This is a genomic window from Arsenophonus apicola (assembly GCF_020268605.1).
Taxonomy (GTDB): Bacteria; Pseudomonadota; Gammaproteobacteria; order Enterobacterales; family Enterobacteriaceae; genus Arsenophonus; species Arsenophonus apicola.
Map to the genome: position 1 here is coordinate 2,634,823 of NZ_CP084222.1, position 13,421 is coordinate 2,648,243.

General features: G+C 37.6%; 12 protein-coding genes. 3 read left to right on the forward strand and 9 right to left on the reverse strand.

Features of this window, described 5'->3' with window-relative positions:
* Window positions 1-110 precede the first annotated feature (110 nt).
* The 6 genes from adk to apt form a co-directional block, all read right to left on the reverse strand.
* Window positions 111-755 (reverse strand): adenylate kinase, encoded by a 645-nt coding sequence (adk, locus tag LDL57_RS12560; protein ID WP_225505860.1) that lies wholly within the window; start codon window positions 753-755, stop codon window positions 111-113.
* A 186-nt stretch (window positions 756-941) separates the two neighbouring features.
* The gene (gene htpG, locus LDL57_RS12565; protein WP_180559679.1) at window positions 942-2,816 is read right to left on the reverse strand and encodes a molecular chaperone HtpG; all 1,875 of its coding nucleotides are present in this window, start codon (window positions 2,814-2,816) and stop codon (window positions 942-944) included.
* A gap of 190 nt (window positions 2,817-3,006) precedes the next feature.
* Window positions 3,007-3,612, reverse strand: a complete 606-nt coding sequence (gene recR, locus LDL57_RS12570) for a recombination mediator RecR (protein WP_180559678.1) — start codon at window positions 3,610-3,612, stop codon at window positions 3,007-3,009.
* Window positions 3,612-3,941, reverse strand: coding sequence for a YbaB/EbfC family nucleoid-associated protein (locus LDL57_RS12575; RefSeq protein ID WP_180559719.1), 330 nt, complete (start codon window positions 3,939-3,941; stop codon window positions 3,612-3,614). Before LDL57_RS12575 ends, recR begins: the two co-directional genes overlap by 1 nt.
* Before the next feature lie 76 nt (window positions 3,942-4,017).
* Window positions 4,018-5,985 (reverse strand): DNA polymerase III subunit gamma/tau, encoded by a 1,968-nt coding sequence (gene dnaX / locus LDL57_RS12580; protein WP_180559677.1) that lies wholly within the window; start codon window positions 5,983-5,985, stop codon window positions 4,018-4,020.
* Window positions 5,986-6,074: 89 nt separating this feature from the next.
* A complete protein-coding gene (gene apt / locus LDL57_RS12585) occupies window positions 6,075-6,638 on the reverse strand; it encodes an adenine phosphoribosyltransferase (RefSeq protein ID WP_370520680.1) in 564 nt (187 codons plus the stop codon).
* 132 nt (window positions 6,639-6,770) lie between these two features.
* On the opposite strand from apt, the gene priC reads away from it, so the two are divergent.
* Together priC and LDL57_RS12595 are read left to right on the forward strand one after the other, a co-directional pair.
* Window positions 6,771-7,319, forward strand: coding sequence for a primosomal replication protein PriC (gene priC / locus LDL57_RS12590; protein ID WP_180559675.1), 549 nt, complete (start codon window positions 6,771-6,773; stop codon window positions 7,317-7,319).
* A 21-nt stretch (window positions 7,320-7,340) separates the two neighbouring features.
* A complete protein-coding gene (locus tag LDL57_RS12595; RefSeq protein ID WP_180559674.1) occupies window positions 7,341-7,514 on the forward strand; it encodes a DUF2496 domain-containing protein in 174 nt (57 codons plus the stop codon).
* A 33-nt stretch (window positions 7,515-7,547) separates the two neighbouring features.
* On the opposite strand, the gene mscK is transcribed toward LDL57_RS12595, so the two are convergent.
* The 3 genes from mscK to acrR all read right to left on the reverse strand — a co-directional run bounded on the left by mscK (window position 7,548) and on the right by acrR (window position 12,083).
* Window positions 7,548-10,964: a mechanosensitive channel MscK gene (gene mscK / locus LDL57_RS12600; RefSeq protein WP_225505862.1), complete on the reverse strand. Its 3,417-nt coding sequence runs from the start codon at window positions 10,962-10,964 to the stop codon at window positions 7,548-7,550.
* Window positions 10,965-11,053: 89 nt separating this feature from the next.
* Complete coding sequence (locus LDL57_RS12605; protein WP_180559672.1) at window positions 11,054-11,416, reverse strand: DsrE/DsrF/TusD sulfur relay family protein; 363 nt, start codon at window positions 11,414-11,416, stop codon at window positions 11,054-11,056.
* A 31-nt stretch (window positions 11,417-11,447) separates the two neighbouring features.
* A complete protein-coding gene (acrR, locus tag LDL57_RS12610) occupies window positions 11,448-12,083 on the reverse strand; it encodes a multidrug efflux transporter transcriptional repressor AcrR (protein ID WP_180559671.1) in 636 nt (211 codons plus the stop codon).
* Window positions 12,084-12,219: 136 nt separating this feature from the next.
* Here acrR and LDL57_RS12615 point away from each other — a divergent pair, with 136 nt between their 5' ends.
* Entirely contained in the window at window positions 12,220-13,383 is a 1,164-nt protein-coding gene (locus LDL57_RS12615; RefSeq protein WP_225505865.1) for an efflux RND transporter periplasmic adaptor subunit, read from the forward strand.
* Window positions 13,384-13,421: the final 38 nt, after the last annotated feature.

The following is a 13,421-nucleotide window of genomic DNA, read 5'->3' on the forward strand; positions in this document are numbered from 1 at the left end:
GCTAACTATTTATAACCTTATCATAACTTATCAAATATATTTACTCCTATTAATTAGCAATAAATAAAAAATAGGCACCCAAATCGGATGCCTATTTAATCAACTAACAATTAACCTAAAATTTTAGCCAACTCTTCACTGACTTCAGTCACTTTACGGGTACCATCCAATTTAAAGTACTTGGTATGAGCGGCGGCAGCTTCTTGCCGATAATAAGCAATCAAAGGCTCAGTTAACTGATGATACTCCACTAACCGTTTACGGACAGTTTCTTCTTGATCATCTTTGCGAATACTTAATTCTTCACCGGTAACATCATCTTTGTTGGCTATTTTGGGTGGATTAAATTTAATATGATAAACACGCCCCGAAGCCGTATGAACGCGACGACCAACAATGCGTTCAACAATAATTTCATCCGGTACATCAAATTCCAATACATAATCCACCACAATACCCGCATTTTTCATTGCGTCTGCTTGTGGAATAGTGCGGGGAAACCCATCCAGTAAGAAGCCGTTTCGGCAATCATCCTGTGCAATACGCTGTTTAACTAAAGCAATAACTAATTCATCAGTAACAAGCTTACCACTATCCATTAATTCTTTCGCTTTTAAACCCAACTCTGTACCTGCCTTTACAGCAGCACGTAGCATATCACCGGTAGAAATTTGTGGAATACCATACTTTTCCATGATGAATTGTGCCTGAGTCCCCTTACCTGCGCCTGGCGCGCCGAGCAGAATAATACGCATTGCGTAAACCCCTTGCTATTTCATTTTTATATTTTGAAAGAAAAGTTACCTTATCATTAGGCATATATATAACTTAAGAAAACAGATAACCAATGAATAATCAAATTATTTTCGTTAAAAAAACAAACCACGTCTTGAAATAACTAAAACGTGGTTTTATAAACAACCTGGTTAATTAAATAAATTTTAGCCCAAAAGTAACTTATTAATACGACGAATAAATTGATTAGGATCTTCCAGGCTACCCTGTTCAACAAACAATGCCTGATCTAATAATACTTCTATCCACTCAGAAAATAAGCCATCATCTGTTAGTTCTGTCGCTTTTTTAACTAATGGATGCTCAGGATTAAGTTCAAAATTATATTTTATTTCCGGTGCTGATTGACCCACCGCGGCAAAAAGTTTTGCCATCTGCGTACTCATATCATTCGCATCCGTCGTCACGATTGCCGGCGTATCGGTTAAACGATGTGTTAACTTCACCTCCTTCACCCGCTCGCCTAATAATTTTTTTACTCGCTCAACGAAAGGCTCCAGTTTTTTATCTGTCTCTTCTTGCTCTTTCTTATCTTCATCAGCCAGTTTTTCAAGTGACTCATCTGTCTTACTAACAGATTGAAAAGATTTGCCTGCAAATTCTGGCAAATAGTTCATCATCCACTCATCAATCCGATCAGATAATAATAAAACCTCAATTCCTTTTTTACGGAATAGTTCTAAATGTGGGCTATTTTTCGCAGCAGCATAACTATCTGCGGTAATGTAATAAATTTTTTCCTGCCCCTCAATCATTCGACTAACATAATCTTCTAAAGAAACATTCTGTAAATTACTCTCATTATGCGTTGATGCAAAGCGTAATAATTTAGTGATCCCTTCTTTATTGGTGGTATCTTCCGCAGGACCCTCTTTCAGCACTAGTCCAAATTCCTGCCAGAATTGTTGATACTGTTCAGGTTCATTTTTGGCTAATTTTTCTAACATCTGTAATGCGCGTTTAGTTAATGCACTACGCAAACTACGAGTGATATCACTATCTTGTAAAATTTCACGTGAAACATTTAATGGTAAGTCATTGGAATCAACTAACCCACGGACGAAACGTAGGTAATTGGGCATAAACTGTTCAGCTTCATCCATGATAAAAACACGATGAACATAAAGCTTTAAACCATGTTTATTATCACGATTCCATAAATCAAAAGGCGCTTTAGTTGGTATATAAAGTAGGCTAGTATACTCTTGCTTACCCTCTACCCGATTATGGCTCCATATTAGAGGATCCGCATAATCATGGGAAACATGCTTATAAAACTCTTTATATTCTTCAGCCGTAATATCGTTTTTGTTACGTGTCCATAGTGCCTGGGCTTTATTAATTTTTTCCCAAATAACCGTATCATCTTCTTCGTTCTTGGCTTCAATTTCCACTGGCAAGGCAATATGATCTGAATATTTGCTAATCACCGAACGTAAACGCCAGTTATCTAAGAATTCCGTTTGGTCTTCACGTAAATGTAAGGTAATTTCAGTACCCCGCTCTGCTTTTTCAATATCAGCAACGGTATATTCACCCTCACCCTGAGATTGCCAGAAAACCCCTTTATCGGCGGCCATACCCGCTGCTCGCGAACGCACGGTCACTTTATCTGCAACAATAAAAGCTGAATAGAAACCAACACCAAACTGACCGATTAATGGGCTATCTTTCGCTTGTTCGTTACCTAAAGACTGTAAAAAAGCCTTCGTACCAGATTTAGCAATAGTACCTAAATTATCAATAACCTCTTCGCGCGTCATGCCAATACCGTTATCACTAATGGTTAAGTTTTTTTTGTCTTTATCAACAGCAATTCTAACTCTTAAGTCACCATCATTTTCATAAAGATCTGATTGTGAAAGTGCCTTAAAGCGTAATTTATCCGCTGCATCAGATGCGTTTGAAATCAGCTCGCGTAAAAAGATTTCTTTATTGGAATAAAGAGAATGGATCATCAATTGCAATAACTGTTTTACTTCTGATTGAAATCCACGAGTTTCTTGTCCTTTCATACTCATTAAATAGCCTCAATTTTAGAATAATTTTATTGGGTTGAATGGTTATGAAACTCAGATGGGGATATAAATTGAAAATTTCAAGTTCACCGCCGTCAAAACAGTATTGACAGCCGATACAGTTAACTTTTTCATAAAAAATAAGCAGAGTTTTTAACCTCTGCATAGGTTTATTGATATTAGATTTATACTATCAATAATTAATTTTCTGACGGCCAATGATTGAATGTGACAAAGTTGTTCCGTCAACCATTTCAAGCTCACCACCAACCGGAATACCATGAGCAATACGGCTGGCCATCACCTCATATTGAGCACATATACCAGCAATATAGTTGGCCGTTGCTTCCCCTTCAATTGTTGGGTTGGTCGCCAAGATCACTTCTGATACCGTCTCAGTCGCTAGTTTATCGGCTAAGCTATCAAGGCCAATATCCTTAGGTCCAATACCATCTAATGGCGACAGATGGCCCATCAAAACAAAATAACGCCCAGCAAACTGCCCTGTTTGTTCAATGGCATAAATATCGGCCGGACTTTCAACCACACATATTTGGCCCGTTTGTTGACGCCTCGGATTAGTACAAATAGAACAGTAATCTTTTTCAGTAAATGTTCGACAACCCTGACAATGGCCGATCTCAGACATTGCACGTGTCAACGCCTGAGCCAATTGCATGCCACCACTACGATCACGTTGCAGAAGATGAAAAGCCATACGTTGCGCCGATTTTGGCCCTACACCAGGTAAACAGCGTAGCGCTTCCATTAAAGATTCAAGCAGGGGACTCGTTTGCATCAAGATGGCATCTTAAAGCCTGGAGGTAATTGCATGCCATTGGAGATATTGGCCATTTTTTCTTTTTGTGCTTCTTCTATACGGCGCGCAGCATCATTAAATGCGGCCGCAATAAGATCTTCTAACATATCTTTATCATCTGCCATCAAACTAGGATCAATTTCAACCCGGCGGCAATTATGTGCACCATTAATAGTTACTTTAACAAGTCCTGCACCAGATTCGCCGGTAACTTCCATGTTAGCAATCTCTTCTTGTACTTTCTGCATCTTTTCTTGCATTTGCTGAGCCTGCTTCATCAGGTTACCCAGCCCACCTTTACCAAACATAATATTTCTCTCTTTCTGATCTGTTACCAGGATATACGTTAACTTTGCTTCATTATACTTAACGATATGTATTTGACTATACAGGCCGTATACTTTCTTCATCTAACTGTGCATCAAACAGCGTACGCAAAGTCTGAATGGTTTTATCCACAATGATGGATTGACGAGCCTGTGCTAGCTTCTCTTCATAAATTAGCTGCCGCCATTCCAAAGGTGTCTTGACGGCCGGATTATCATCTTCGATGATAACCAGTTTTATCGGCTGGCCATATAACTCACATAAGGCTTTTGTTAATGCTTTATGCGCAGGCTCAGTATTCAAATGCCGTTGCGTTGATCGTAAGTGTAAACAGATTTCCGTTTCATTTAACGATTCCTTATACGCATTCAACGCAAGTTGTTCTATCAATTTTGGTATTTTTAACTGAGAAATTTCAGCCGACCAGTGGTCACGCTCTCGAGCTTCAAGTGCGATTTTATTGGCAAGTTCAGGTGTTCTTTCATATTCTAATGCTTGTTTAATATTGCCAGGCGTTGTTACTCGCTCTATCTTTTGTTCAGAAATATTTTGCGGCCGCCACTGATAAGATTTATCTTTTTGATTTTTCTCATCCTTCTTAATCTGTTTCGGCTGATTTGCAACAGATCGCTGATGCTGCGCAGAAACAGTTGCTAACCGTTCTAGCGCTGACATTGCCGACGGCGTTTTCGTCTTCGACAATGCGGTGTCAGACTTTTTTAGCGGTGTTTTCTCTTGCTCTTGTTTTAGTGACGCTTTTGCTTTTAGCAATTGCAAGGTAGGCGTATTAATTAACTTTTCAGCTGATGAACTTATCGCTTGATCAATGACTTTTTTTTTATCTTTTATATTAGAAGAAATATCAATATCATTACCTGCGGTAACCGATTCCATTCTATTTGGCGAAGATACCAATGAAATTTCAGTATCATTAACACACTTAGGATGAAATGCTAAGGCACGTAATAAAGTCATCTCAACCCCCATGCGCTTTTCTGGCGCATAGGGAAGCTCTTTGCGTCCGACAAATAGGATTTGATAATAGAGCTGTAAATCCGTTGGCGTAATCGAACGCGCAAGTAAACGTAAACGCTCTTCTAGCGGCGATGCAGTATCTTGCATCTCCACAGGTAAAAGCTGGATCATCGCAATGCGATGAACTAATGATAACATTTCAATCAATACGTTTTCCCAGTCACTGCCCCGCAACGCAATATCTTCGACTAGAGCCATCATTTTTTGACCATCGGCATGTACAATCGCTTCAATGATCGCTAGTGGCTGTTCATCATCCAATATTCCTAGCATTTGACTAACTGAATCGGCCGATACCTGCCCCTGACCCATGGCAATAGCTTGATCGGTCAAACTTAATGCATCACGTAAACTACCTTCGGCCGCTCTGGCAATTAATTGGCGGGCACGTTTATCACTCGATATTTGCTCAGCCACTAAAATGCGTTCAAGTTGACGGCTGATTTGGTCGATATCAAGTGTTCTTAAATGAAATTGAAGGCAGCGAGATAAAACCGTTATCGGTAATTTCTGTGGATCGGTCGTTGCTAAGAGAAATTTTACATGTTCTGGCGGTTCTTCCAACGTCTTAAGCAAAGCATTGAAGCTATGACGAGAAAGCATATGAACTTCGTCGATTAAGTAGACTTTAAATCGACCACGTGTTGGTGCATACTGGACATTATCTAGCAGTTCGCGCGTATCCTCAACTTTAGTGCGCGAAGCGGCATCTATTTCAATCAGATCAACAAATCGGCCCTGCGCTATCTCAAGACAGTTGACACACTGACCACAAGGATTCTGGCTTATCCCTACCTCACAGTTAAGCCCTTTCGCAAACAGTCGTGCAATAGTTGTTTTTCCAACCCCTCGTGTCCCAGAGAATAGGTAGGCATGATGGAGCCGCTGCTGTTGCAAACCATTTGCCAGCGCAGTCAAAACGTGTTGTTGCCCAACAACATCGGTAAATGTTTGTGGGCGCCATTTACGGGCAAGTACCTGGTAGCTCATGATTCCTATTAGACGTTAAGTATATAGTTTGTTACACCAACATAGCGCTATTTGCCTAGTTAGCACATTTCGCCAGAAAATTTTACTGATTAATGTCCTGAGAATTCAACCAAATTAAAACAATTGACACCTTGTTTTTTTAAACGTTCGATACCACCTAAATCGGGCAAACAGATAATAAATGCCGCTTCATTAACTCTGCCTCCAAGCTGCCGGATCAAGCGTACAGTTGCCTCAATCGTACCACCTGTAGCGAGTAAATCATCAACCACTAATACATTGTCTTTCGCTGAAATACTATCTTTATGGATCTCGAGTGTATCGCTACCATATTCTAGCTCATAATTTTGCCGTAAAGTGGCTCGCGGTAATTTTCCCTCTTTACGTACTGGCACAAATCCTATACCTAAACCCAAAGCAACCGGTGCCCCAAACAAAAAGCCTCTCGCTTCAGTACCAACAATTTTAGTGATACCTTTATTTTTATAATGTTCCACAAGTAGATCAATAGTGGCCTGATAAGCAGCAGGATTATCCAATAAGGTTGTAATATCACGAAACAATACACCTGGTATCGGATAATCAGGAATTGTTTCAATACTGTCTTTTATAAATTGTATTTTTCTTTCATTAACCATCATAATTATCATCATAGATAAAATAATCAAACACTACAATCTATGAAAAGTACTATAAAAATGCAATAACTTACTTACCAATATCCGCATTTTTACAGTAATAAGTCAAATCGCAATCACATATTTTATATTATTATGGCTTACTATATGAAAACACAAAAGTTACTAAACACGCTTGAAGAGCAAATTGAAGCATTAGCAGAGCAAATAAAGCCTATTGCACACTCTTCTTTTATAAAATCACGTTTTGATCAAAAATTATTTTATCGAAAAAGCCATCAATTAAGTGAATGTTTATTTGAAATTAAGCAACATTTTAGTCAATTAAAAATTGCAGTTATTACCTCACGCCCAGAACAGGTTACTTTTTTGACAGAAAAAATTATTGCCCAAATTGGTGCAATGACGCGAGAATCTGCAACTCAAATTTTAAGAGAGCAAGAAAATCAGCATAGTCAAAAAGAAAAAACCGTCGATCGCTATGAACGATTAGTTCAACATCAAGACTATGAACGTCGCCTAATCGCCATGATAAATGATCGAGAACAACAATTAGCTAAGCAACAATCATATGTTGCTTGCCAGAAACTGCAACAAGAAATAGCTGCATTAACAGGAAGATTAGTGAGATGCCGTCAGGCTCTTTCACGCATAGAAAGGGCGATTGAGCGCGATGAGAATCAAAATATCGAATAAAAAATAATATAGGTATATTTAATGAATTTAGAGAATGCGCCATTAGAAATCCAAGTTGCCATTGATTTAATTTATATTCTAGAAATTAATCAAATAGAACCAGCTACAGCACTCAAAGCGCTTGATATTGTGAAAAAAGATTATGAGAATAAAAACGCTATCTCATTACTTGCCAATGCAACTAAAAAGCGTTGATATAAATAATTCAATTATTATTCGGCAGTATTATTAATCCCGATCGTTTCTATCAGGGTGCTTCGATCCCTTTTCTGCACCAATAGTACGATCAACTTCTTGCACAAAATCACCTTTGTTATTATGAAGGTGAACTTCTAACTGATTAAAAGCAATATCGATATTTTGTTCCCGACATAAGCGATCAATCATTCGATTAACTTCATCCAATGTTGTGCTTCTATCCGCTATCTGTCGAACATAAAAACGTAATTCATGATTAAGAGTACTTTCACCAAAATCAGTAAAAAATACTAACGGAGCCGGATCCGACATGATCTTATTATTACTTTGCGCCGCCTGTAACAAAATCGTTTTGACTTTATCAAGATCAGAACCATAAGCAACACCTAGCTTGATAATTATACGGGTAATCGTATCTGATAACGACCAATTTATTAAACGTTCAGTCACAAATGCTTTATTGGGAATAATGACTTCTTTACGATCAAAATCCGTTATGGTGGTTGCTCGAATACGAATTTTACTTACTGTGCCTGAGAAATTACCAATCGTAACGGTATCACCAATTCTGACCGGTCGTTCAAACAAAATAATAATACCGGAAACAAAGTTAGCAAAAATTTCTTGTAGACCAAAACCTAAACCAAAGGTTAATGCTGCCGCTAGCCACTGTAACTTATTCCAGGTAACACCTAACATTGCCAATACGATAATTGTACCAATACCGATAATAATATAGGTCAGCATCGTTGTGATGGCATAGCTTGATCCCTGCCTAAGCTTCAACCGAGACAGCACTAAAACCTCTAATAGACCGGGCAGATTTCGCGTCATTACTAAAGCGACAATAAAAATAATAATCGCTAGAATTAAATCAGCCAAGGTAACCGCTTGTAAAGCGTGACCAGCCTCATTTTGTACATTAGTATGCCAAAGCTGAACGCCGTCTAAGAATGAGAAAATAGTAATGAAATCTGACCAAATCCAATAAAAAGCGACGATAAAGATCAGAAACAGTACCATACTAGTTAAACGGAGAGATTGTTGACTAATCAATTCTATTGACATTGGCGGTTCGGTGATAGGTTCGTTTTCTTGCTCTTCGCGCGTCATATTATGACGACGCTCTAATGCTCTCTTATAAGCAAGCTTGCGCGCTGCAATAGATAATCCACGAATACAACTATGATAAATAATATACCAAAGGAGTAATAAGTAGAGGCTATCAATCCAGCGACTGGAAAGTCGAAGAGTCGTGTAATAATAACCGACCATCATTAAACCAATTAATACCAGTGGAGAAAAAGCCAGTATGGTAATAATAATAGTGCGGGTTAAATGGCCACCCTTTTGTTGCCAGATCCGACGGCAAAATGGCAAAGTAAATAAAAAAACTAAAAACAGGGATATTAAGACAATCAATTGTCCGATGACATCATCCGCCAAACGCAAAGGATACATGACGCCATAACTGGACCAATAAATCAAAACAATCAACGGCAACATCAGATTCATCAAATGTTGGCGTAACCAGGTCGTGTCTTTTTTAGCAATTAAAAAATGATTTTCTGCAATGCCATCAGGTTTAAGTATATAAATGCACCATCTAAATAACATCCAAAATAGAGCCAATTGCAGGGCAAAACTCCAAACAAAATCACCATGGGGATTACCGGTTTTTAAAAACCAGTAACCGACTGCAAGTGCAATAAAAGCGCCAGGAAACGCCATCATTAGGGTTAAAATCAACGCTACCGGTGTATGCAATTGGTTATCTTTTTTGAATACTTTAACTTCTGAATTAATTTCTTTTAAACGTTGTTTAAACTTGCGATTCATCCAAAAAAAGAACAGACAGGCCAACAAAAGGGGAATAGTGACAACAGAAGAGTTAATTAATCCTTTATATATGCTAATTAATGATAATTTAAAATTAAAAGAGGTAATTTTTGCTTTCGCTGCTTCAGGAAAAGAAGTTAACCATGCCAGATCAATCGGTTTATTACTATTTACCCAAAAAATTTGCTGGGCTAATGTCTGTTCTAAAGACTCAATGACACCCAGTAATTGTTGTTGATCTAACTGTAAATTAATTGCCTGAGAAATCTGATTACCCAATTGAACATTTAATTGATCTAAAAGATCACGTCGTATATCAATTAGTAGCTCTAATGCCCGCCAGACTTCCTTCGATAGTGGCATTGTCTTACTCTTATCTACCATTGAATCACTTATTGTATCAGCCAACTTATTAATATAATTAGAAGATTGATATAACTGATCACGCTCTTGGTTAATATCAAACTGCTCCAACCGTAAATCGGCAATTAATGTTGGCAGATTTTTTGTCAGTATATTTGGTGGCAAATTAATTTGTTTTTGAAAAAGGATACGTGAAAGTAATAAACTTCCACGTAAGACTGTTATTTGTTCTTTTAAATTACTCTCTACTTGAATGGCTCTTTCTAACCAAGATTTAACCCTTATGCTCTTTTGTACTAATTGGTTACTATCTTGGGTTATTGTAATCAAACGCTCACTTAGTGCCTTATTAATCGCTTTTTCATGTTTAATTATCGGATATTCTTCCACTTCCTGACTATTTATCGTTGAGCGTTGAGCTTCTTTAGACGTTTCTTCAGAATAATTTAAGCGTTTATTATTAATAGCAGCCTGAACATACTGTATATCACTTTGAATTAACGCAATATAAGTTGCGGTATAATCACGTTGCTTCTGTAGCACATCTTGTAACTGAGTGTTCGCTTCTAATGCGTGTTGTTGAAATTTATTTTGCTGTTGCAGATAAAATTGTTCGACTTGTAATAATATTTGTAGAGAAGGCCGAATATCTTCATTGGAAGAGAAGTCATTATTTAGTCGGTAACGAATATCTTGTAGCCGGCGAGCGTTTTCTAACATAATATTCATCGCTCGCTCTGGCTGAGTTTGTAAGGCAACTAAGTTGCTATTAATATTGGCCAGATTTTCCTGCTGGTTTTGCAATATTTCTAATTTATTTTTTAATTGGCTCTCGAGTTGTGATAATGTTAAATGCTGATATTCAGTTTTAGTCTGCTCACTTTGTTGTTGCTCTTGTTTAATTTTAGCTAACTTCTCAAGTGCATTTCGCGCCTCTTTCGGCGCTTGTATAACTCTTTTCTGCATTAGCGCAGCTTGTTTTTCTAATTCAGTTAATTCATCATAAAATTGAATTGCTTTTTTATAGTCAGCTAAAGCTAGCGTTTCAGCTGCCGTTAAATTGCTACGATGACTTAAGGCATTTAATTCGTTTTGGATAGTTTGCCGTGAAGTTATATTGGTTAAGGTAGCACTCTCAACTAACGTTGCTGTAAAAAGAAAGAATAAACCACAAGACAAGGACAATAAAGAAACTAACCGTTGGTAATATGCTCTGTTTTGCAACCTTCGACTAAATGAAAACATAGTAGTATCCACTGAGTAAGATTAAAAATAAGAAAACAGTTAAAAATCTCTCCTTAAAATTTATTTCCTTGTCTCAAATAGTATTATATCTAAAAAGTTAAAACTTTATTGGATGCTAATGTCCACTGTGCTAAATCAACCAAAGTGCCGATGGAGATGCCTTTAATTAACGGCAATTCAGTGATACCACGGGCATCCGTACATGTCTTACATAATTTTATTTCTACTTGCTGCGCAAGTAAGATTTCCAACATCTGTTTTAAATTATAACCTTCAATTGGCTTTTGATTAATAAGACCGGCAACAACCGCATCAGACATTAAAAAAATCTTTATTTCCGTTGTAGCAGCCTGTTCCTTAACTGCAATCGCTAGACGTAGTGCATTAAAAAGATTTTCATCTCCATAGGCGGCACCGTTAGCAATAATCAAAAATAGGTTTTTTTCTTGCATCCAATCCTCCTTAATTATGTAATAAAACGTTTCAACTGTTTCTTAATGATGGACTATATTTCATCATATCAATCATCGTATCCACGTAACGAACCGCATTTTCTTTGATATTAAAACTATCTGGTACACATAACCAATTTTCAAACAGGCCGGTAATTTCTGCTCGTATCATAATTGCTGCGCACTCAACATTGATATTGACCGGTAACTGTTGTTTTTCCACACAGGCGCTTAACAGAGTGACTAATCTCTGATAGTTAATCATATAAATTTCACGCCGTAATTCAGCAAACTGTGCCATTTCACCTATCAATTCACATTTATGAAAAAAAATCTCAGTTAGCGCCTTGTTTTTAGTATCGTCAAAAAAGGTAAATAAAATATAATGTAATAATTTTCTCAATACAAAAAGTGGATCATTAGGGTATTTTAACTGATACTTTTCCTGAGTTTCAGCTATTTGTTTATCCGTAAATTTACAAGCTTCAGAGAAAAGATCGACTTTATTTTTAAAATGCCAATAAATAGCACCACGAGTTACACCTGCAACCTCTGCTATATTAGACAAAGAGGTAGATGAAACACCATACTTAGAAAATGTTCTAATTGCTGCATCAATTATTTCTTGGCGAGTTATTTTCGCTTGTTGCTTAGTTTTTCGTGCCATTTTAACTTACTTTCTTCTTATTGAAGTAAATTTACATACATTCATGTATGTTTTTGCAATAACATAAGAGACTTATAACATAATAATTCACCAGGTTTCAGATTTGAAATTGATATTTGAATATTGAGGTTTATTTATGCAAAAAAACAGAGGGGTTTTACCTCTGGTAATATTACTACTCTCAAGCTGTTTGATCTTGACAGCATGTGGCGATAATTCCCAGCAAGGTAATATTGCACCTCCAACACCGGAAGTTGGTGTCGTAACTTTACAAGTTAAGCCATTGACAGTAACAACTGAACTGCCTGGCCGTACTACTGCTTTTCGTATTGCCGAGGTAAGACCTCAAGTAGGAGGTATTATATTAAAAAGAAATTATAAAGAAGGGAGTGATGTTGAAGCCGGAACTTCTTTATATCAAATAGATCCTGCTACCTATAAAGCAAATTATGACAGCGCAAAAGCCAATTTAGCAAAAGCCAAAGCCAATGCCGAAATTACTCGTTTAACGGTAAGTCGTTATAAACCTCTATTAGGAACAAATTATATCAGTAAACAAGAGTATGATACCGCAAACGCTAACTATGCTCAGGCGTTAGCTTCCCTTAAAGCCGCTGAAGCGGCAGTTGAAACTGCGCGTATCAATCTTGAATATACTAAAGTAAAAGCGCCTATTTCCGGCCGCTCCGGTAAATCCAACGTCACAGAAGGCGCGCTGGTTTCGACTGGACAAACTAGTGCGCTAACAACCATTCAACAATTAGATCCTATTTATGTTGATGTTACCCAATCCAGCGACGATTATCTGCGTTTAAAAAATGAAATCGCTAGCGGCAATTTATTTAAAGAATCGCAGCAAGCACCTGTTAGCTTAAAAATGAATAATGGTGACGTTTACCCACAAAAAGGTGTTCTTCAATTTTCCGATGTAACCGTTGATGAAAGTACTGGGTCTATCACGATGCGGGCTATTTTCCCCAATCCAGAAAAAAAACTACTGCCTGGTATGTTTGTTCGTGCCGTTTTAGAAGAAGGCGTGCAAAAAAATGCCATCCTCGTGCCACAACAAGGTGTAAGTCGGACCCCTCGTGGTGAGGCTCAAGTGATGGTTGTTAATACCAACAATGAAGTTGAAGTCCGTACGGTAATTACTGCGCAAGCAATTGGTAATCAATGGTTAATAACTAAAGGACTTGAAGCCGGAGAGCGTGTCATTGTTATTGGGTTACAGAAAATCAAGCCAGGCATGAAAGTGACAGCTAAAGAAACATCGCCCAATCCAAATACAACAGAAAAATAGATTTTCTCCGCAAAAATCTTAAATTAAGGGAGTCGATA